Here is a 20535-nt window from a genome sequence, read left to right as displayed (position 1 = left end):
TAAGAAACCCGATTCTCGAAACACTGCACATCCAACTGTGGGAGCGGGCTTGCTCGCGAAAGCGCAGTGTCAGTCAACCTCTCTGTTACTGATACACCGCTTTCGCGAGCAAGCCCGCTCCCACATTCAGCCTGCATTTCAAGGCCAGGATTTGCGCTGAAACTGCAACACCACCTCCAATCCCCCACCTTTCCGATTGCTCAAGCTCAACCGCCCGTCATGGGCACTGGCAATCGTATGCGCGATGCTCAGCCCCAGCCCGTACCCGCCGGTTTCCACGTTACGTGAGCCTTCCACCCGGTAAAACGGCTCCATCACCTGTTCCAGTTGCTCCTGGGGAATCCCCGGCCCACGGTCGCTGATGACAATCTTCAAGCTATCTGCCTTGTCTTCAACCCGGACCACGACTTCGCGGCCATAACGCACTGCGTTCTCCAGCAGGTTTTGCACACAACGCTTAAGGCTTCGGGCATATCCAGGCAGCGGCTGTTTGGCCCGCCCTTCTATCGTGACCGTCTCACCTACATCCTGCAGATCGGCCTGCAAGCTCTGCAGCAAGGCGTTGATGTCGATGTTCTGGCGCTTTTCGTTGATTTCGCCGCTGCTGACAAAATCCAGGGTGCTGGAAACCATGTGCTCCATTTCTTCCAGGTCGCTGCGAAAACGCTCCTTGGTGCGGTTGTCGTCGAGCATTTCCGTACGTAACCGCAGGCGTGTGATGGGTGAACGCAGGTCGTGGGAAATCGCCGCAAGGAAGCGCGTACGTTCGGCGATATTCGCGATCAGCCGCTGTTGCATAGCGTTGAACGCCTGGGCGGCGCGGCGTACTTCGGTGGGGCCGTCGAGGGCCAACGGTGGCTGTTGGATGTCCCGGCCCAACGCCTCGGCAGCCTTGGCCAGGGCATTGAGCGGGCGAATGGCCAGGCGCACCGCCACCAAGGCAATAATCACCAGCACCAACACCCGCAGCAGATAAATGCGCATCACGTAGTCAAACAGCAGGTCCATCGGCGAGGTGCTGGTCCAGCCCTGCTCCTCGGTGGCCTGCACCTGCAGCCACCGCCCGTCCGGCAAACGCAGGTCAATCAGGAATTGCCCCACCACCGGCTTGGAGCTGAGCAGAGTCGACAACCCGGCATGCTGGCCTTCGGCATCCAGCAACTTGAGACTCAGTAGATGCAGGTTCTGGGTGTAGCCGGTTTTCTCCGACAGCACTTTATTCAGCAAGCGCTCGGTGGCCTGGTCGCTGTCGCTGATGCGGCTTGGCACCTCACTGGCCTGGTCACTCAGGGTCAGGCGAAAGCCCGGCGTATCGAGCAGCTTGATCAGCCCATCAGCCTGCGCCGGATCGCTGTGCACCAGCCGTACCACGTCCGCCAGCCGCGTGGCGATCAGCCGGCTGGGGATTTCCAGGACCTGGCCGTGGCGCATGTCGTACCAGATGCTGCTGGTCAGGGCCTGGGCCGCGAGCATGCCACTGACCAGGATCAGCACCAGCCGGCCAAACAGCGAACGCGGCAGCAGTTTCACGATTGCAGTGCCACGTCGTCGGCGGTGAGCATGTAGCCCTCGTTGCGCACGGTCTTGATCAATCCGGCCGGCAACTGCGAGCGCAGGCGGCTGACGCACACATCAATCGAGCGGTCGAACGGCGTGCTGTCTTTGTCGAACACGTGGTTGAGCAAAAAGTCGCGGCTCAGCGGCCGGTTGGGATGCTGCAACAACAAGCGCAGCACGCGGTAATCGGAGTTGCCAAGGCTGACCACCACGCCTTCCGGCGAGAGCAATTGCCGCGCCCGGGTGTCCAGTTGCCAGCCGGCGAAGCTGATGCTCGGTGCTTCATCCAGCCGCGCCCGGTCTGGAAAACTCTGCACCCGGCGCAGCACCACCTTGATCCGCACCAGCAGCTCCCGAGGGTCGAACGGCTTGGGCAGGTAATCGTCGGCGCCGATTTCCAGGCCGACGATCCGGTCGATCAGCGTGCCCTTGGCGGTGAGCATGATCACCGGCGTGTTGGAGCTGACGCGCAATTCGCGGCACAAACTCAGGCCGTCTTCGCCGGGCAACATCAGGTCGAGGACGATCAGGTCGATGACATTCAGCGCCAGGCGGCGGCGCATTTCCTTGCCGTCGCCGGCGGTGGACACCTGGAAGCCGGCATCACTCAGGTAATCACACAACAACTGGCGGATTTGCGGGTCGTCATCAACGATCAGCAGATGGTCTTGCTTGGCCATGGGGCAATTCGTCCGAAACTCAAAAGGCAGGAGATAGCCGAAACTTCAGCCAGGAGTACGCGCAAATGTAATGGAATGTTGTGGGAAGCGGTAATCGCGCATCCCCATTACAAAGCCACGGCATGGCGGCCGGTATCGATCTTTAGACTACCGAATCTAAATGAGATTAATTGTAATTTAGCCCAGGTCACTCCGAATGCCATTGCCTACTTCTCGCGCCTTGTCGCTGCCCTCTACCCTTGCGCCGATGTTCGGCCTGCTTGCCGCCGGCAGCATGACGCCTACTGCCTGGGCCGATACGCCGGTGGCGGCGTCCAATGATTCGGTGCTGAGCCTGCCGGAAATCAAGATCGATGGCGAAGCCACCTCAGCCTTCAAGGTCGACCGGGTGACCTCGGCAAAAATCAGCCAGCCGCTGCTGGACGCCCCGCAAAGCGTGACCATCGTCCCCCAGCAAGTGCTCAAGGAGCAGAACGCGCAAACCTTGCAGGAAGTGTTGCGCAACGTGCCGGGCATCACGTTCATGTCCGGCGAAGGCAACCTGGGCTGGGGCGATCTGTTTTCGATTCGCGGGTTTTCCTCGGAGCAGAGCCTGACCGTCGACGGCGTGCGCGATGCCGGCCAATCGACCCGCACCGACACCTTCAACCTGCAACAGGCAGAAGTGTTCAAGGGCACCGGCTCGATCGAATCCGGCGTGTCTGCTGTAGGCGGCAGCGTCAACCTGGTGAGCAAAGAAGCGCACCTGGGGGATGCCAACAAACTCTCGGCCGGCATCGGCACCGACAGCTACCGCCGCCTTACCGGCGACTTCAACACACAACTGAATGACACCACCGCCCTGCGCATCAACCTGATGAAGCACTACAACCAGGTGGCCGAGCGTGACGACGTGGACTACGACCGCTGGGGCATCGCGACCTCCCTCGGTTTCGGCCTGGGCACCGACACCCGCCTGTTTATCGACACTTTCTACCAGAAGGACGACAACACGCCGGACGGCGGCGTGCCGATCCAGCGCGGCACCGACGGCGACCGCATGCCGGGAGTCAAGCGCTCCAATTGGTACGGCGACTCGCACCTGTACACCCAGCAGACCAAAACCACTTCGCTGACCACCCGCTTCGAGCATGATTTCGACTGGAACGAAGCGACCCTGAAAAACCAGACCAAGTGGGAGCGCACCGACAACTTCGCCGTGCTCTCGCCCGCACGTTTCTTTGCTGCCAACGCCAATGGCCAGAAAACCTGCACCGGCACGCGCTGTGCGACCTTGGGCTACACCGGTGCAGGACCGATCAGCCAGGTGCCCGGCAGCACGGTAAATGCCTACCCGGGATACGCCAACAGCGCTAACACCGCCTACGGCATTCTGCGGGGCAGAGACTTTGGTTTGTCCAAGCGCTACACCATCCTCGACAACCAGACCGACTTCAGCTTCAAGCTCAATACCGGCGGCCTGGAGCACGCAGTTGTCAGTGGGCTTGAGTTCTATCACGAGACCTACGGCGGCCTGAAACGCAATGCTGAAGTGCCGGCGGGCGATCTGTTCTTCGACATGAATGACCCCAACCACAGCTTCGCCAGCACCACCACGGTCAAGGGCGAGGGCGACCCGCGCTCGGTCATTGACAACGCCGGTATTTACCTCGGTGACACCATCACCCTGAACGACCAGTGGCAAGTCCTCGGTTCGCTGCGCTATGACCATTGGCAAGCCGAAACCAGCCAGCGCGGCCAAGCCACCATCAGCAGCACCGACGGCGCAGTGAGCGGACGCGTCGGCGCGGTGTACAAGCCGTTGCCCAATGGCAGCATCTACGTTTCCTACAGCGAAGCGGCACAACCGTCGGCCTTGGGTGCGTCGACCAACAACCAGATCTACGGCGCAGCCAGCACCAGCAACTACACCCCGGCCAAGTCGAAAACCTACGAAATCGGCACCAAGTGGGACATTGCCCACGACCTGCTGAACGTCACCGCCGCGATCTTCCGCACCGAATTGGACAATTCCTGGGAGTACCAGGACGGCGAAACCGCACCGGTACGCGCCCTCCCCGCCAAGCGTGTAGACGGTGTGGAGCTGGGCCTGCAAGGCAGTATCAGCCCGCGCTGGACGGTGTACAGCGGGTTCTCCGCGCTGAAAAGCACCCAGACCAAAGGCGCCAACAAAGGTGAGGAAGCCAAGAACGTTCCCGACCTGACCGCCAACCTGTGGACCACCTACGCCGTCACCGACGACCTGAGCCTGAGCTACGGCGCGCAATACGTAGGACGCCGCCGCTACAGCGACAACAAATACGTCGGCGGCCTGAACAACAACAGCAGCTACGCCACCGGCCCGTCCGGCGTCTACGCGATCTACACCCGCGACCACGAAAAGGCCCCCGGCTACTGGCTCAACAACGTGGCCGCGCAGTACAAGGTGAGCAAGCAGACCACGGTCAACCTCAACCTCAACAACATGTTCAACAAGTTCTACTACAGCCAGATTGGCGCGTCCCTGGACGGCTTCCAGCTCTACGGCATCCCGGGCGCCGGGCGCACGCTCACCGCCAGTGTCGACTATGAGTTTTAAGCCGTGCTGATCGAAATTCCGACCCTGCTGAATGCCGAAGAAGTCGAGGTGGCCGTCGCCACCCTGCTCGATCAACCGTGGGTCGATGGCAAGGTCACCGCCGGGCAGCGCTCGGCCCAGGCGAAAAACAACCGGCAGCTGTCGGAAGACGACCCGGCAGCCATTCGCCTGGGTGAGCAGATTCTGTCGCGGCTGTCGGACAACGCGCTGTTCATGTCCGCCGCCCTGCCGAAGAAAATCTACCCGCCGCTGTTCAACCGCTACAGCGGCGGCGAGGCCTTCGACTGGCATATCGACAATGCGATTCGCGGCCTCAAGGGCGTGCGCGAACGAGTGCGCACCGATATCTCCGCCACCTTGTTCCTGGCCGACCCGGCCAGCTACGACGGCGGCGAACTGGTGATCCGCGACGCTTTCGGTGAACACGCGGTGAAGCTGCCCGCCGGGCACTTGCTGATTTATCCCGGCAGCAGCCTGCACAAGATCAACCCGGTCACTCGCGGCGAGCGCATCGCCAGTTTCTTCTGGATCGAAAGCCTGGTGCGCGAAGACAGCCAGCGCCAGCTGCTGCTGGACATGGACGTGGCGATTCAACGCCTCACCGCACAACACGCCGACGACCACGCGCTGCTGCAACTGAGCGGCGCCTATCACAACCTTTTGCGGCGCTGGAGCAATGTCTGATGCGCCGCCTTCACCTGGAGTTCTCGCCATGCTGAAACCCCGCAACTTCCTCAAGCTGGGCGCGCTGTTTGTCGTGCTGATCCTTGGCCACGCCGAAACCGCCGCCGCCCATGAAGTCACCGACGTACTGGGCCGCAAGGTCGAGGTGCCAGACCACGTACAGCGCGTGGTGCTCGGCGAAGGCCGGCTGATTTCGGCGTTTGCTCTGCTGGACAAGGACGCACCGTTCCAGCGGATTGTGGGCTGGCAGAATGATTTGAAGCTGCTGGACGCCCACACCTACAACGCCTATGTGGCGAAATTTCCGACGGTAAAAGACATCCCGCTGATTGGTCAGGCGTCGGAGCAAAGCGTCAGCGCCGAGGAAATCCTCTCGCTGAAACCGGACCTCGCCGTGTTCAGCATTTCCGGCCACGGCCCGACCGAACACAGCCCGGTGGCGGACGTGTTGGCCAAGGCGGGCATTCCGGTGTTGTTCGTCGACTTCCGTATCAACCCGTTGCAAGGCACTCACGCCAGCATGACCGCCCTGGGCCAGGCCCTCGGCCGGGAAACCCAGGCCAAGGGGTTTCTCGACTTTTATGACCAGCACATCAAAGTGATCACCGACGCCGTCGCCACCTTGCCGGCTGGCCCGCGCCCGAGCGTGTTTCTGGAATTGCTGGCCGGCGCCTGGCAGGCACCGGGCCACACCACCGGCAAGAGCGGCATGGGTGAAGTGATCAAGCTGGTGGGCGGCCGTAACATCGCCGCCGACGTGGTGCCGGGGGCGCTGGGGGACATCAGTGTCGAGTACGCGCTGAAGGCTGACCCGGATGTGTATGTGGCCACCGGCAATCACAAGCCCGGGTTGATTCTGGGTGCTGGCGTGAGCGAAGAAGACGCGCGTGGCGCGTTTGACGCGGTGCTGGCCCGCCCGGAGTTTGTGAACCTTCGGGCAATTCGTGAGGGCAATTCCCACGGCCTGTGGCATGACTTCTACAACTCACCGTACAACCTGCTGGCGATTGAGGCGCTGGCCAAGTGGGTGCATCCGGAATTGTTCGCCAAGCTGGACCCGAAGGCGACCATGGAAGCGATGAACCAGCAGTTCCTCGGCATGCCATTGCAGGGTGCCTACTGGATTGATGGCAAGCCCAAGTAATTCTTCTGTAGGAACACGGTAAGTGTGGGAGCGGGCTTGCTCGCGAATGCGGTGCACCCGTCAGCGAATATGTCGACTGATACACCGCATTCGCGAGCAAGTCGAATCGTCGCACCGCCGCTCCCACATTTTGATCTCCATCGTTTTCGAGATTGTGTAATCCAATGACCACTCAAACCCTCGACCTCGCCACCGCCAGCCACGGCTACCGCCGCCTGCTGGCCCGCCGCTTCTGGCTGCTAGCCCTGCTGGGTGGCGCGCTGATGTGCGCGATCCTCGTGGACCTGGCCAGCGGCCCCTCGGGCATGGGCCTAGGCGCCCTGCTCGATGGCTTGCTGCACCCGGCCCACCTGAGCGCCACCGACCAGGTGATTATCTGGAACGTGCGCCTGCCCTACGCCTTGATGGCGGTATTGGTCGGTTGCGCGCTGTCGCTGGCGGGCGCCGAGATGCAGGCGATCCTCAACAATCCGCTGGCCAGTCCGTTCACCCTGGGGGTTTCCTCGGCGGCGGCGTTGGGCGCGTCCCTGGTGATTGTGTTTCCAGTGACGACGCTGTGGGTGTCGGCCAATACGGCGATTTCCATTTCGGCGTTTGTGTTTGCCGCCGCCTCGGTCTTTTTGCTGCAAGCCATGTCACGCCTGCGGGGCGCCGGGGTGGAAAGCCTGGTGCTGTTCGGGATTGCCCTGGTGTTCAGTTGCAACGCGGTGGTCGCCCTGTTGCAACTGGTCGCCACCGAGGACGTGCTGCAACAACTGGTGTTCTGGACCCTGGGCAGCGTGACACGGGCCAACTGGGATAAGCTCGGCATCCTCGCGTTGGTGGTCGCAGTGGTCATGCCCTTCTCCTTCGCTGCTGCCCCGCGCCTGACCTTGCTGCGCATGGGCGAAGACCGCGCGCAGAGCTTTGGTGTGGACGTGAAACGCCTGCGGTTTTTCTCGTTGCTGCGCATCAGCCTGCTGTCGGCCACCGCCGTGGCCTTTGTGGGAACCATCGGATTTATCGGCCTGGTGGGTCCGCATATCGCACGGATTCTGGTGGGTGAAGACCAGCGTTTCCTGTTGCCGGCCAGCGCGCTTGTCGGTGCTTTGCTGCTGTCGCTGTCGTCCATCGCCAGCAAGCTGATCATGCCCGGCGTGATCGTGCCGGTGGGCATAGTCACCGCACTGGTAGGCGTGCCGATTTTCGTGTTGCTGGTGTTCAAGCGCGGGAGGCAGTTATGAGTACGGGATTGTCGATTCAGAACGCCCATGTCAGTTATGGCCGGCGCCAGATTGTGCATGACCTGAGCTTGCCAACCCTGGCCCACGGCAGTTTGACCGCGTTGATCGGACCGAACGGTGCGGGTAAGTCGACGTTGCTGCGGGCGGTGGCCGGGCTGGAAAAGATGCAGGGCGTTGTCAGACTGGGTGACCTGGACCTGACGAAAATGTCTGTCGGCGAGCGTGCCCGGCGCGTGACCTACATGCCGCAAAACCTGCCACCTGGGTTGAGCCTGAGCGTGATGGAAAGCGTAATCGCGGCGTTACGGGTGGCGAATGTCGATGGCATCCCGCTTTCAAGCGACGCGTGTATGCGCGAGGCCTTTGATGCGTTGCAGCGGATTGGCATCGCACACCTGGCGGATCAGCTATTGAGCACGTTATCCGGCGGCCAGCGGCAACTGGTCAGCCTGGCGCAACTGATTGCGCGCCGGCCACAGGTGATGCTGCTGGATGAGCCCACCAGTGCGCTGGATTTGAACTACCAGTTAAAAGTCATGGATTGCGTGCGCGGCCTGGTCCGTGAACACAACCTGATCGCCGTGGTGGTGCTGCACGACATCAACCTCGCCGCGCGTTATGCCGACCATATCGCGGTGCTGCGACAAGGCCGGTTGCATGCCTGTGGCCCAGCGGACGAAGTGCTGGATGCGGCGCTGTTTGCCGAAGTCTATGGCGTGCAGGTCCGTATCGAACGGTGTTCGCACCAGACGTTGCAGGTGTTGGTGGACGGCGCCGTAGCCTGACCCCCCGTAGCAGCTGTCGAGCCTCAGCGAGGCTGCGTTGGCCGCACCGCAGCTATCAGACCAGGCACTGCACCGAGTCGCGCCCGACGCAGCCTCGCTAAAGCTCGACATCTTCTACGGGAGGAGGGTTTCTGAAGAGATGACGGTGGCATATTCGCCGTGGAGGTTGCCCAACGACATGGCATGCACCGCCTCCGCCGCGTGCATCTGCCCAAAAAAGTCCGGCTTGTCGAAGGTGTAGCAGGCATCTTCGATCACCCACGTCTCAAACCCCAGGTTGCCGGCGCTGCGGGCCGTGGCCTCCACCGAGTTATGGGTGGCCACGCCCACCAGCACCACTTGCCGAATCCCCGCCTCATGCAAACTCGCTTCCAGACCCGTCCCACAAAACGCATCCGGCACCCGCTTCTGAACCAGCTGCTCACCCGCCTGCGGAATAAAGGCGTCCTGAAACTCCACCCCCGACTGCTCCGGCCAGAACACCGACTCCGGCGAGTGGGACAAATGCTGCACATGAATCACCGGCCAACCTTGGTGCCGCCAATGCCCCAGCAACGCCAGCATGCGCGCCTCGGCGTACGGATTATTACGCCGCCCCAGCTTGGGATGATGAATGCCTTTTTGCTGATCAATCAAAACCAACGCTGCGCCCGCACGAATTTCCATATCGATAGACCCAAATGTTTCATTGAATTTTCGTCACCCTAACATCACCTTTACCTACAGGCATTCGCTCAAGCATCACCACCCTTGGAGAGCTTCATGATCGACCTGTATTACTGGACCACCCCCAACGGTCACAAAGTGTCGTTGTTCCTGGAAGAAGCCGGTCTGCCTTACGAGGTGCACCCGATCAACATTGGTCAGGGCGAGCAGTTCAAGCCTGACTTCCTGAAAATCGCCCCCAATAACCGCATCCCGGCCATCGTCGATCAGAACCCGACCGACGGCGGCGCGCCGATTTCCCTGTTCGAATCCGGCGCAATCCTGCTGTACCTCGCGGAAAAAACCGGCAAGTTCATTCCCCAGGACCTGCGCGGTCGTCAGGAAGCCTTGCAGTGGTTGTTCTGGCAGATGGGCGGCCTGGGCCCGATGGCCGGGCAGAATCACCACTTCAGCCAGTTCGCCCCGGAGAAGATTCCCTACGCGATCAAACGCTATGTGGATGAGACCGCCCGCCTGTATGGCGTGCTGGACCGGCGCCTGGCCGACCGCACGTTCGTGGCCGGCGAGGCGTACAGCATTGCCGACATGGCGATCTACCCGTGGATCGTTTCCCACAAGTGGCAGAGCCAGAAGCTGGAAGACTTCCCACATGTAGAACGCTGGTTCAACCACATCAAGCAACGCCCGGCGACGGTGCGTGCCTATGAGCTGGTGCAGAAGGTCAATCCGCCAAAATCCTGAAGGTTAATGGGATCAAAAATGTGGGAGCGGGCTTGCTCGCGAATGCGGTGGATCAGCCACAACTCTTTTAGCTGATACACCGCATTCGCGAGCAAGCCCGCTCCCACACTGATTTGTGCCCGACTAAAAACCTTACGCAAATCCTGAAATAAGCATCGCCTCCCGCTTGCGTCGTTTCGCCGCGCTCACTAACGTAGCGCCTTTACTGACGCTACCCCCCGCAGGAGCTTTGCCATGGCCTCGCCAGCCCTCTCACATTTTCTTCCCCGGTTCGGCGTTGCCGCGGCCATTGCCAGTGCCTTGGGCCTGGCCGGTTGCCAGTTACAAAGCACCCAAGACACCCTGCCTCCGGTTTCCGGCGTGCAGCCCATCAAGGGCCTGGCGCAGAACGTTTCCGTGCGCCGCAACAGCCAGGGCATCCCGCTGATTGAAAGCAGCACCTTCCACGATGCGCTGTTCACCCTGGGCTATGTGCACGCCAGCGACCGCATCACCCAGATGGTCACCCTGCGCCTGTTGGCCCAGGGCCGCCTGGCGGAAATGTCCGGGCCGGAAGTGCTGGATGTCGACCGACTCATGCGGGCGGTCAATCTGCGCAAGAGCGCCGGCGAGCTGTACAACGCCTCATCGCCGCGCCTCAAGCGCTTCTTTGAAGTGTATGCGCGCGGGGTCAACGCCTACCTGTTCCGCTACCGCGACAAGCTGCCGCCAGACTTGGCCCAGACCGGCTACAAGCCTGAATACTGGAAGCCGGAAGATTCGGCGCTGCTGTTCTGCCTGCTGAATTTCAGCGAGTCGACCAACCTGCAGGAAGAGTTGTCCTCGTTGGTGCTCGCGCAGAAAGTCGGCGCCGACAAACTCGCCTGGTTGACCCCAAGCTACCCGGATGAACCGTTGCCCGTGGCCGAATCCGACAAGCTCAAGGGCATCAACCTGAGCCAGATCCCGGGCCTTGCCGCGTTGACCAGCCTCAGCGAGCACCTCGGCACCTTGAACACCCTGGGCACTTCCAGCTCCAGCAACTGGGCGATCGGCCCACAGCGCAGCCGCAGCAACAAGAGCCTGCTGGCCAATGACCTGTCGACCTCGATGCAGGCGCCGTCGCTGTGGAACTACGTGCAGATCCGTTCGCCGAAATACCAGGCCGCCGGGGTTTCGATCGCTGGCCTGCCAACTCTGCTTTCCGGCTTCAACGGCAAGGTGGCGTGGAGCATGAGCCAGGTCTCGGGTGACACTCAGGATGTGTTCCTGGAGAAGGTCAAGCGCCAGGGCAATGCGCTGTACTACGAAAACAACGGCAAATGGCTGCCCGCCATCGTGCGCAACGAAACCTACTTCGCCAAGGGCCAGCGGCCGATTCGCGAAGCGGTGTACGAAACCCGCCACGGGCCACTGCTCAACAGTGCCCAGTCGCTGACCAACGGCTACGGTCTGGCGTTGCAGACCGCCGATTTCAAGGACGACAAGAGCCTGGACGCGTTCTTCGACCTGTCCCGTGCGCAAACCGCCGGTAAAGCGTCTGATGCCACCCGGGAAATTCGCGCAATCGCCTTGAACATGGTCTTCGCCGACGCCAGCAGCATCGGCTGGCAAGTGACCGGGCGCTTCCCGAACCGCCGTGAAGGCGAAGGCCTGGTGCCGTCGCCGGGCTGGGACGGGCGTTTCGACTGGGATGGCTACGCCGACGCGATGCTGCACCCTTACGATCAGGACCCGGCCCAGGGCTGGATCGGCACCGCCAACCAGCGCACCATTCCCCGTGGCTACGGCATGCAGTTGTCCAACTCGTGGGCCGCGCCGGAACGTGCCGAACGTATCGCGCAACTGGCCGGCAGCGGCAAGCATGACAGCCGCAGCATGATTGCCATGCAGTACGACCAGACCACCACGTTTGCCGCCAAGCTCAAGAGCATGTTCCAGGCGCCAGGCATGGCTCAGCCGCTGAAACAGGCGATCGACGCATTGCCGGCGGCAGACCAGGCCAAGGCGCGGGAAGCCCTGGGGCGCCTGATGGCCTTCGATGGCAGGCTGGCCTCCACCTCCGCCGACGCGGCGATTTATGAATTGTTCCTGCAGGAAAGCGCCAAGCAGATTTTCCTCGACGAACTCGGTCCGGAAAACAGCGCCACCTGGAAAGCCTTTATCGGCAACGCCAACCTGTCGTACTCAGCGGTGGCCGACCACCTGCTGGGGCGCGAAGACAGTCCGTTCTGGAATGACGCCCGCACCGGGCAGAAAACCGACAAGCCGGCGATCCTCGCCCGCAGCCTGGCCGCCGCGATCACCGCCGGCGATAGCGCACTGGGCGCCGATCACAAGGCCTGGCAGTGGGGCAAACTGCACAGCTACACCTGGAAGAACGCCAGCGGCCAGAGCATTCGCGGCCCACTGGCAGCGGGCGGCGATCACAACACGCTGAACAGCGCACCGTATAGCTGGGGCCAGAGTTTCGACACGACCCAGGTGCCGGCACTGCGGATGATTGTCGACTTCGGCCAGGTGGAACCCATGATGGGCCAAAGCGGCATCGGCCAATCCGGCAACCCGGCCAGCCCGAACTATGCCAATGGCATCGATCCGTGGCTGAAGGCGCAATACCTGAGCTTCCCGATGCAGCCGCAGAACTTTGACGGGGTGTATGGGAAGACGCGGTTGACGTTGGTGCCGGGTAAATAACCCGGCTTCTCTGACTCAACCGGATCAAAATGTGGGAGCTGGCTTGCTGTGGTGAGCGGGCTTGCCCCGCGTTGGGCTGCGAAGCAGCCCCATCAATCTGTGGTGAACCCGACGGGGGACAAGCCCCCTCACCACAGCAAGCCAGCTCCCACAGTTGATCGCATCCATTTCCGATAGAACTTCTCCACCCGCCCCCGCCTCATAATTAACAAGCCCACTTCCACGGCACGCCCATGGACCTTGTTATCGCCCGGCCCGAAGGCCTCTACTGCCCCGCCGGGGATTTCTACATCGACCCCTGGCGCCCGGTGGAACGCTCCGTCATTACCCATGCCCACGGCGACCACGCCCGCACCGGTAACCAACACTATCTGGCCGCCGCTCCCGGCGAAGGCATCCTACGCTCGCGCCTGGGCCAGGACATCAACCTGCAAACCCTGGCCTACGGCGAAACCCTGCGCCACCACGGCGTCAACTTGAGTTTCCATCCCGCCGGCCATGTCCTCGGTTCGGCCCAAGTACGCCTGGAATACCAGGGTGAAGTCTGGGTCGCCTCCGGCGACTATAAAGTCGAGCCCGACGGCACCTGCGCGCCGTTTGAACCGGTGCGCTGCCATACCTTTATTACCGAATCGACCTTCGGCCTGCCGATCTACCGCTGGCAGCCCCAGGCGCAGATTTTTGCCGGGATCAACGACTGGTGGCAGGCCAATATCGCGGCAGGCAAGGCCAGCGTGTTGTTCTGTTATTCCTTCGGCAAGGCCCAGCGGATTCTCCACGGCATTGACGCCAGCATCGGCCCGATCCTCAGCCATGGCGCGGTCGAACCCCTGAACCGGGTATACCGCGAAGCTGGCATCTATATCCCCGAAACCCTCTACGCCGGTGACTTCAAAAAGACCGACCCGTTGCTGCGCCAAGCCCTGATCATCGCCCCGCCCTCGGCCGGCGGCAGCACCTGGATACGCCGCTTCGGCGACTACAGCGACGCGTTCGCCAGCGGCTGGATGCGCCTGCGCGGCACCCGCCGGCGGCGCGGGGTGGATCGCGGCTTTGTGCTCTCGGACCACGCCGATTGGCCCGGGCTGTTGTGGGCCATCGAGCAAACCGGTGCTGAACGAGTGATGGTCACCCACGGTTCTGTGGGCGTCTTGGTCCGGCACCTGCGGGAAAAGGGCCTTGACGCGCAAGGGTTCACCACCGAATACGGCGATGACGAAGAGGAAGCCGCGTCATGAAAGCCTTCGCGGAGCTGTACGCCAATCTCGACGCAACCACTTCCAGCAATGCCAAACTCGCGGCCTTGCAGGCTTACTTCCTACAGGCGCCCGCAGAAGATGCTGCATGGGCGGTGTACTTTTTATCTGGTGGCCGCCCGCGACAACTGGTGCCCACCCGGTTGCTGCGGGACATGGCCACAGAAGCCGCCGGCATTGAGCCGTGGTTGTTCGAAGAGAGTTATCAGTCGGTAGGCGACCTGGCGGAAACTATTTCCCTGCTGTTACCGGAGTCGCCCCACACCTCGGACGACGGCTTGGCGGTGTGGCTGGAAGAAAAACTCCTGCCCCTGCGTGGCCTGCCACCAGAAGAATTGGCCGAGCGCCTGCCCGCCCTGTGGGCACAACTCGATCAACCCAGCCTGATGCTGTGCATCAAGCTGATCACCGGCAGTTTCCGGGTGGGCGTGTCGAAGTTGCTCGTCACCCGCGCCCTCGCCGCCATGGCCGGGCTCGACAGCAAACGCGTGGCCCAGCGCCTGGTGGGCTACACCGACCTGTCCAACCGTCCGACCGCCGAAGGCTATTTGAAACTGATCGCTGCCGAATCGTCCGACGAGCATGCGCAACGCGGCGGGCAGCCTTATCCGTTTTTTCTCGCCCATGGCCTGGCCCAACCGGTGGAGCAATTCGAGGCCCTGCTCGGCTCTCCCGCTGACTGGCAAGTGGAATGGAAGTGGGACGGTATTCGTGCGCAGCTGGTCAAGCGCGAAGGCCGCTTGTGGATCTGGTCCCGGGGCGAGGAACTGGTCACCGACCGTTTTCCGGAACTTCATGAACTGGAAAACAGCCTGCCGGATGGCACGGTGATCGACGGCGAAATCGTGGTGTGGAAGGGCGCGGTGCAACCCTTCGCCCTGCTGCAACAGCGCATCGGCCGTAAAACCCTGAGCAAGAAAATCCTCGAAGACGCTCCCGTCGCAGTGCTGGCGTATGACCTGCTGGAGCACCAGGGCGACGACTGGCGCAACCACACCCAGGCCGAGCGCCGGGCACAACTGGAACAGGTGATCAGCGACTGCGACCAGCCCACGTTGCGGGCGTCGCCGTTGCTGACCGGCAACAGCTGGCAGGCCTTGGCGGAACAACGTGAAGCCTCCCGCAGCCTGGGCGTGGAAGGCATGATGCTCAAGGGCCGGGATGGGCTCTACGGCGTGGGCCGCACCAAGGACATGGGCGTGTGGTGGAAGTGGAAAGTCGACCCGTTCAGTGTCGATGCCGTGCTGATCTATGCCCAGCGCGGCCATGGCCGGCGCGCCAGCCTGTACAGCGACTACACCTTCGCCGTGTGGGACGGCCCGCCCGGCAGCGAACGCACGCTGGTGCCCTTCGCCAAGGCGTATTCGGGGCTGACCGATGAAGAAATGCGCAAGGTCGACGCCATCGTGCGCAAGACCACCGTGGAGAAATTCGGCCCGGTGAGCAGCGTGACGCCGAGCATGGTGTTTGAACTGGGGTTTGAAGGGATTGCCCTGTCCAAGCGCCACAAGAGCGGAATTGCCGTGCGTTTCCCGAGGATGTTGCGCTGGCGCCAGGACAAGTCCGTCGATGAAGCCGACAACCTGGCGACCCTGCAGGATTTACTCACCTGACACGAACACCACAGATCAATGTGGGAGCGGGCTTGCTCGCGAATGCGGTGTGTCGGTCAATACATCTGGTGACTGATCCACCGCATTCGCGAGCAAGCCCGCTCCCACATTTGAAAACTTCACACGCCTCAAAATAATGCATAGATTTATCGATGCCCGTTTTCGGGCATTTCCTACCCACACAACTCCTTAATCTCACCTTTTAAAACGACCATTCGGGACTATGGTGCAGAAATTGCTACTTGAGTCCGGTCTGACACCGTTCAGTAACAGTCCTAACCGCGCCACAAGCGCTTATCTTGGTTTCCAGGGATTACATAATGAAAAAAGCATTGCTGACCCTTTCTGCACTGGCTCTGTGCATGGCCGCCGGTTCCGCGCTGGCCAAGGAATACAAGGAATTGCGTTTTGGTGTCGATCCGTCCTACGCGCCGTTTGAGTCAAAAGCCGCTGATGGCAGCCTGGTGGGCTTCGATATCGACCTGGGCAATGCCATCTGTGCCGAGCTGAAGGTCAAGTGCAAGTGGGTCGAAAGTGATTTCGACGGCATGATTCCAGGCCTCAACGCCAACAAGTTTGATGGCGTAATTTCGTCGATGACGGTCACCACAGCCCGTGAAAAGGCGATCGACTTCTCCAACGAGCTGTTCTCCGGCCCGACTTCCCTGGTGTTCAAAAAGGGCGCGAACTACTCCACGCCTGAGTCCCTCAAGGGCAAAAGCGTTGGCTACGAGCAAGGCACCATCCAGGAAGCCTACGCCAAGGCCGTACTGGACAAGGCCGGTGTCACCACCAAGGCCTATGCCAACCAGGACCAGGTGTACGCCGACCTGACATCCGGCCGCCTGGACGCTTCCGTACAGGACATGTTGCAAGCCGAACTGGGCTTTTTGAAGTCGCCAGCCGGCGCTGGTTATGAAGTCAGCAAGGCCATCGACGATCCACTGCTGCCGTCCAAAACTGCGGTCGGTATCAAAAAAGGTAACAAAGACCTCAAGGCCTTGTTGGATAAAGGTATCAAAGCGTTACACGATGATGGCACCTACGCCACCATCCAGAAGAAACACTTTGGCGATCTGAACCTGTACAGCGGCAAATAATGCCTGGGGCGCCCTTCCTCTGGAGGGGCGCTTTTTTATCGCCATAGGTCCTGATTTATGTTCGAAGATCTTTTGCAAACCCTGGGGCTCAGTGCCTTTAGCTTGAAGGGTTTCGGCCCGCTGTTGCTGCAAGGCACCTGGATGACCGTCAAGTTGTCGGTGTTTTCCCTGGCCGTCAGCGTGTTGCTGGGCTTGCTCGGCGCCACAGCCAAACTCTCCAGCCTGCCGTTCCTGCGGATTCCCGCACAGATCTACACCACCTTGATCCGCGGCGTGCCCGACCTGGTGCTGATGCTGCTGATTTTCTACAGCCTGCAAATCTGGCTGACCGGCTTTACCGACTTTATGGAATGGGACTACATCGAGATCGACCCATTCAGCGCCGGGGTCATCACCCTGGGCTTTATCTACGGTGCGTATTTCACCGAGACCTTTCGCGGCGCGATCCTCGCCGTGCCCCGTGGCCAACTGGAAGCCGCCACGGCGTACGGGCTCACGCGTGGCCAGCGGTTTCGCTTCGTGACCTTCCCGCAGATGATGCGCTTCGCCCTGCCGGGCATCGGCAATAACTGGATGGTGATGCTCAAGGCCACGGCCCTGGTGTCGATCATCGGCCTGGCGGACCTGGTCAAGGCCGCTCAGGATGCCGGCAAGAGCACCTATCAACTGTTCTACTTCCTGGTGATCGCTGCGTTTATCTACCTGTTGATCACCAGCGCGTCCAACTTCGTCCTGCGCTACCTGGAACGGCGCTACTCCGCAGGCTCCCGGGAGGCAGTGCGATGATCGAACTTATTCAACAATACTGGCGCCCCTTCCTTTATAGCGACGGCCAGCACATCACCGGCCTGGCCATGACCATGTGGCTGCTCAGTGCTTCGATCTTCATCGGCTTCCTGGTGTCGATCCCGCTGTCCATCGCCCGGGTATCGCGCAACCGCTGGGTACGCTGGCCGGTGCAGTTCTACACCTACCTGTTTCGCGGCACGCCGCTGTATATCCAGTTGCTGATTTGCTACACCGGGATCTACAGCATCGCGGCGGTTCGCGCGCAGCCGGTGCTGGACGCGTTCTTTCGTGATGCGATGAACTGCACGATTCTCGCCTTCGCCCTCAACACCTGCGCCTACACCACGGAGATTTTTGCCGGGGCGATCCGCAGCATGGCCCACGGCGAAGTCGAAGCGGCGAAAGCCTACGGCCTCAGCGGCTGGAAGCTGTATGCCTACGTGATCATGCCGTCGGCCCTGCGCCGCTCGCTGCCGTACTACAGTAATGAAGTGATCCTGATGCTGCACTCGACGACGGTGGCCTTCACCGCGACCATCCCGGATATCCTGAAAGTCGCCCGGGACGCCAACTCGGCCACCTACATGACCTTTCAATCATTCGGTATCGCTGCGCTGATCTACCTGACCGTGACCTTTGCCCTGGTCGGTCTGTTTCGTCTGGCGGAGCGTCGCTGGCTGGCCTTTCTCGGCCCCAGCCACTAAGGAGCCTTCATGCGTCATCAGATTCATCCACTCGTGGCGCCGGTGCCGGGCACGGCGCGGCAGATCCACAGCTTCCACTTCGGGCCGGAGCAGGCTGAAGGCAAGGTCTACATCCAGTCGTCGCTGCACGCTGACGAATTGCCGGGCATGCTGGTGGCCTGGCACCTCAAGGCGCGCCTGGCACAACTGGACGCGGCCGGCCGCCTGCGCAGCGAGATCGTGCTGGTGCCCATCGCCAACCCCACCGGCCTGGAACAGGTGTTGATGGACATCCCCCTGGGCCGCTATGAGCTGGAAAGCGGACAGAATTTCAATCGCCTGTTTGTCGACCTGAGCGACGACGTCGGCAATCAGGTCGAAGAACTGCTGGGGGATGATCCACAGCACAACGTCGAACTGATTCGCGACGCCCTGACCCTGGCCCTTGCGGCGCAGACACCCGCCACGCAACTGGAATCCCAGCGCCTGGTGCTGCAACGCCTGGCGTGCGATGCCGACATGGTGCTGGACCTGCACTGCGACTTCGAAGCCGTGGCGCACCTGTACACCACCCCCGAAGCGTGGCCCCGGGTGGAGCCGTTGGCGCGCTATATCGGTTCGGAAGCCAGCCTGTTGGCGACCGATTCCGGTGGGCAGTCGTTCGATGAGTGTTTCACGCTGGTGTGGTGGCAATTGCAGCAACGCTTTGGCGAGCGCTTCCCGATTCCGATGGGCAGCTTTTCCGTCACCGTCGAATTGCGCGGCCAGGGCGACGTCAACCACGGCCTGGCCAGCCTCGACTGCCAGGCGATCATCGATTACCTGATTCACTTCGGCGCGATCAGCGGCGACCCTGCACCGTTGCCGGACTTGCCCTACCCCGCCACACCGCTGGCGGGCGTCGAACCGGTGGCCACACCGGTGGGTGGCTTGCTGGTATTCAGTGTGCTGCCCGGCGAATACCTGGAAGCCGGGCAACTGATTGCCGAAATCATCGACCCTATTTCTGACCGCGTAACGCCGGTGCATTGCCGCAATGCCGGCCTGCTTTACGCCCGTTCGCTGCGGCGCATGGCCACTGCCGGGATGGTCATTGCCCATGTCGCCGGCACTGAAGCCTATCGCAGTGGCTATCTACTTTCGCCTTGAGGATGCACGCCCCATGTACAAATTGACCGTTGAAGGCCTGCATAAAAGCTATGGCGACAATGAGGTGCTCAAAGGAGTCTCGCTCAAGGCCAAGACCGGTGATGTGATCAGTTTGATCGGTGCCAGTGGCTCGGGCAAAAGCACCTTTTTGCGTTGCATCAATTTTCTTGAGCAGCCCAATGATGGCGCGATGACGCTGGATGGGCAGCAGATTCGTATGGTCAGTGACCGCCATGGGATGCGCGTGGCGGATGATGCGGAGTTGCAGCGCCTGCGTACGCGGTTGGCGATGGTGTTTCAGCATTTCAACTTGTGGAGCCATATGAGTGTGCTGGAGAACATCACCATGGCGCCGCGCCGGGTGTTGGGTTGCAGCAAGAAAGACGCCGAGGACCGGGCTCGCCGGTATCTGGACAAGGTTGGGTTGCCGGCGCGGGTGGCGGATCAGTATCCGGCGTTTTTGTCGGGGGGCCAGCAACAGCGGGTAGCGATTGCCCGGGCGTTGGCGATGGAGCCGGAGGTGATGTTGTTTGACGAGCCGACTTCGGCGCTGGATCCGGAGTTGGTGGGTGAGGTGTTGAAGGTGATCCAGGGGTTGGCTGAGGAAGGCCGGACGATGATCATGGTGACCCATGAGATGAGCTTTGCCCGCAAGGTGTCGAGCCAGGTGCTGTTTTTGCACAAGGGGTTGGTGGAGGAACAGGGTGCGCCGGAGGAGGTGCTGGGTAATCCGAAGAGCGAACGGTTGCAGCAGTTTTTGAGTGGGAATTTGAAGTAGCCGGTCGGGGTGGGGTGTATATCCGTTATTTGGGTGATGGCCGCTGACGGTTCCGCTCTTACAGCGGCTCACTTTTGAAGAGCGCAAAAGTAAGCAAAACGCTCTTGCCCCACCACTCGGCACCTCGCCTGGGCTCGGTGTGCCCTCACTCCGGCTTTGGACCGTGGGCCGCCGTCATGGGCCATCCCTGGCCCAGGACGGCTAACCCGGCGTCCTGCCGGGTTACCCACGCTCCAAAGCCTGCGTTCGGCCAGCGTGGTTTAACGGGGCGCCTAAGATCAAGATCAAAAGCAGATCAAAAGCACAGCGGCCTCCCGGCCGGCTTGAGTGTTAAAAGCAAAATCAAAAGCTAAAGCGGGCACGGTCCAAATGTGGGAGCGGGCTTGCTCGCGAAGGTCGTTAACGATGACGTGGGCATCCTGAATGAACGCGG

The 20535-nt window shown here is 61.4% G+C and carries 17 protein-coding genes; 14 read left to right on the top strand and 3 right to left on the bottom strand.

From position 1 onward, the window contains the following. Window positions 1-138: 138 nt before the first annotated feature. Window positions 139-1530, bottom strand: a complete 1392-nt coding sequence (locus tag NVB75_RS26515; protein WP_258344033.1) for an ATP-binding protein — start codon at window positions 1528-1530, stop codon at window positions 139-141. Beyond that, complete coding sequence (locus NVB75_RS26510; protein WP_003213692.1) at window positions 1527-2237, bottom strand: response regulator; 711 nt, start codon at window positions 2235-2237, stop codon at window positions 1527-1529. Before NVB75_RS26510 ends, NVB75_RS26515 begins: the two co-directional genes overlap by 4 nt. A 196-nt stretch (window positions 2238-2433) precedes the next feature. Between NVB75_RS26510 and NVB75_RS26505 the strand changes: the two genes are divergently transcribed. The 5 genes from NVB75_RS26505 to NVB75_RS26485 all read left to right on the top strand — a co-directional run bounded on the left by NVB75_RS26505 (window position 2434) and on the right by NVB75_RS26485 (window position 8651). After that, entirely contained in the window at window positions 2434-4815 is a 2382-nt protein-coding gene (locus NVB75_RS26505; RefSeq protein ID WP_258344031.1) for a TonB-dependent siderophore receptor, read from the top strand. 3 nt (window positions 4816-4818) lie between these two features. Continuing rightward, window positions 4819-5499: a Fe2+-dependent dioxygenase gene (locus NVB75_RS26500; RefSeq protein WP_258344029.1), complete on the top strand. Its 681-nt coding sequence runs from the start codon at window positions 4819-4821 to the stop codon at window positions 5497-5499. A 28-nt stretch (window positions 5500-5527) separates the two neighbouring features. Further along, the gene (locus tag NVB75_RS26495) at window positions 5528-6643 is read left to right on the top strand and encodes an ABC transporter substrate-binding protein (RefSeq protein ID WP_258344028.1); all 1116 of its coding nucleotides are present in this window, start codon (window positions 5528-5530) and stop codon (window positions 6641-6643) included. Between the two features lie 164 nt (window positions 6644-6807). Then, window positions 6808-7866 carry an iron ABC transporter permease gene (locus NVB75_RS26490; RefSeq protein ID WP_258344027.1) on the top strand — a complete coding sequence of 353 codons (1059 nt, stop codon included), beginning with the start codon at window positions 6808-6810 and terminating at the stop codon, window positions 7864-7866. Beyond that, window positions 7863-8651: an ABC transporter ATP-binding protein gene (locus NVB75_RS26485; protein WP_258344026.1), complete on the top strand. Its 789-nt coding sequence runs from the start codon at window positions 7863-7865 to the stop codon at window positions 8649-8651. The genes NVB75_RS26490 and NVB75_RS26485 overlap by 4 nt, the downstream gene beginning before the upstream one ends. A gap of 114 nt (window positions 8652-8765) precedes the next feature. On the opposite strand, the gene NVB75_RS26480 is transcribed toward NVB75_RS26485, so the two are convergent. Further along, window positions 8766-9317 (bottom strand): cysteine hydrolase family protein, encoded by a 552-nt coding sequence (locus NVB75_RS26480; protein WP_258344025.1) that lies wholly within the window; start codon window positions 9315-9317, stop codon window positions 8766-8768. A 96-nt stretch (window positions 9318-9413) separates the two neighbouring features. On the opposite strand from NVB75_RS26480, the gene NVB75_RS26475 reads away from it, so the two are divergent. The 9 genes from NVB75_RS26475 (at window position 9414) to NVB75_RS26435 (ending at window position 20102) form a co-directional block, all read left to right on the top strand. Further along, on the top strand, window positions 9414-10058 hold the full coding sequence (locus tag NVB75_RS26475; RefSeq protein WP_258344024.1) for a glutathione binding-like protein: 645 nt from the start codon (window positions 9414-9416) through the stop codon (window positions 10056-10058). A 234-nt stretch (window positions 10059-10292) separates the two neighbouring features. Next, entirely contained in the window at window positions 10293-12734 is a 2442-nt protein-coding gene (locus NVB75_RS26470; protein ID WP_258344023.1) for a penicillin acylase family protein, read from the top strand. A gap of 233 nt (window positions 12735-12967) precedes the next feature. Next, a complete protein-coding gene (locus NVB75_RS26465) occupies window positions 12968-13972 on the top strand; it encodes a ligase-associated DNA damage response exonuclease (RefSeq protein WP_258344022.1) in 1005 nt (334 codons plus the stop codon). After that, window positions 13969-15603, top strand: coding sequence for an ATP-dependent DNA ligase (locus tag NVB75_RS26460; protein WP_258344021.1), 1635 nt, complete (start codon window positions 13969-13971; stop codon window positions 15601-15603). The genes NVB75_RS26465 and NVB75_RS26460 overlap by 4 nt, the downstream gene beginning before the upstream one ends. 320 nt (window positions 15604-15923) lie before the next feature. Further along, complete coding sequence (locus tag NVB75_RS26455) at window positions 15924-16703, top strand: transporter substrate-binding domain-containing protein (protein WP_258344020.1); 780 nt, start codon at window positions 15924-15926, stop codon at window positions 16701-16703. Between the two features lie 57 nt (window positions 16704-16760). Further along, window positions 16761-17489, top strand: coding sequence for an ABC transporter permease (locus tag NVB75_RS26450; protein WP_258344019.1), 729 nt, complete (start codon window positions 16761-16763; stop codon window positions 17487-17489). Then, window positions 17486-18196 (top strand): ABC transporter permease, encoded by a 711-nt coding sequence (locus tag NVB75_RS26445; RefSeq protein ID WP_003209532.1) that lies wholly within the window; start codon window positions 17486-17488, stop codon window positions 18194-18196. Before NVB75_RS26450 ends, NVB75_RS26445 begins: the two co-directional genes overlap by 4 nt. A gap of 9 nt (window positions 18197-18205) precedes the next feature. After that, on the top strand, window positions 18206-19324 hold the full coding sequence (locus NVB75_RS26440) for a succinylglutamate desuccinylase/aspartoacylase family protein (protein ID WP_258344018.1): 1119 nt from the start codon (window positions 18206-18208) through the stop codon (window positions 19322-19324). A 13-nt stretch (window positions 19325-19337) separates the two neighbouring features. Then, window positions 19338-20102 (top strand): ABC transporter ATP-binding protein, encoded by a 765-nt coding sequence (locus NVB75_RS26435; protein WP_258344017.1) that lies wholly within the window; start codon window positions 19338-19340, stop codon window positions 20100-20102. Window positions 20103-20535: the final 433 nt, after the last annotated feature.

The sequence above is a fragment of the Pseudomonas sp. CBS genome (assembly GCF_024734645.1).
In the GTDB taxonomy this organism is placed as follows: domain Bacteria; phylum Pseudomonadota; class Gammaproteobacteria; order Pseudomonadales; family Pseudomonadaceae; genus Aquipseudomonas.
The sequence above is the reverse complement of the archived record's forward strand: the minus strand, read 5'-3'. Positions and strand labels throughout refer to the sequence as shown.

Excerpts from the sequence above, each read along its gene's own strand:
- NVB75_RS26455 (WP_258344020.1), top strand. The coding sequence starts at position 15,924 with ATGAAAAAAGCATTGCTGACCCTTTCTGCACTGGCTCTGTGCATGGCC.
- NVB75_RS26435 (WP_258344017.1), top strand. The coding sequence starts at position 19,338 with ATGTACAAATTGACCGTTGAAGGCCTGCATAAAAGCTATGGCGACAAT.
- NVB75_RS26445 (WP_003209532.1), top strand. The coding sequence starts at position 17,486 with ATGATCGAACTTATTCAACAATACTGGCGCCCCTTCCTTTATAGCGAC.
- NVB75_RS26460 (WP_258344021.1), top strand. The coding sequence starts at position 13,969 with ATGAAAGCCTTCGCGGAGCTGTACGCCAATCTCGACGCAACCACTTCC.
- NVB75_RS26470 (WP_258344023.1), top strand. The coding sequence starts at position 10,293 with ATGGCCTCGCCAGCCCTCTCACATTTTCTTCCCCGGTTCGGCGTTGCC.
- NVB75_RS26510 (WP_003213692.1), bottom strand. The coding sequence starts at position 2,237 with ATGGCCAAGCAAGACCATCTGCTGATCGTTGATGACGACCCGCAAATC.
- NVB75_RS26480 (WP_258344025.1), bottom strand. The coding sequence starts at position 9,317 with ATGGAAATTCGTGCGGGCGCAGCGTTGGTTTTGATTGATCAGCAAAAA.
- NVB75_RS26450 (WP_258344019.1), top strand. The coding sequence starts at position 16,761 with ATGTTCGAAGATCTTTTGCAAACCCTGGGGCTCAGTGCCTTTAGCTTG.
- NVB75_RS26475 (WP_258344024.1), top strand. The coding sequence starts at position 9,414 with ATGATCGACCTGTATTACTGGACCACCCCCAACGGTCACAAAGTGTCG.
- NVB75_RS26440 (WP_258344018.1), top strand. The coding sequence starts at position 18,206 with ATGCGTCATCAGATTCATCCACTCGTGGCGCCGGTGCCGGGCACGGCG.
- NVB75_RS26485 (WP_258344026.1), top strand. The coding sequence starts at position 7,863 with ATGAGTACGGGATTGTCGATTCAGAACGCCCATGTCAGTTATGGCCGG.
- NVB75_RS26495 (WP_258344028.1), top strand. The coding sequence starts at position 5,528 with ATGCTGAAACCCCGCAACTTCCTCAAGCTGGGCGCGCTGTTTGTCGTG.
- NVB75_RS26490 (WP_258344027.1), top strand. The coding sequence starts at position 6,808 with ATGACCACTCAAACCCTCGACCTCGCCACCGCCAGCCACGGCTACCGC.
- NVB75_RS26465 (WP_258344022.1), top strand. The coding sequence starts at position 12,968 with ATGGACCTTGTTATCGCCCGGCCCGAAGGCCTCTACTGCCCCGCCGGG.
- NVB75_RS26505 (WP_258344031.1), top strand. The coding sequence starts at position 2,434 with ATGCCATTGCCTACTTCTCGCGCCTTGTCGCTGCCCTCTACCCTTGCG.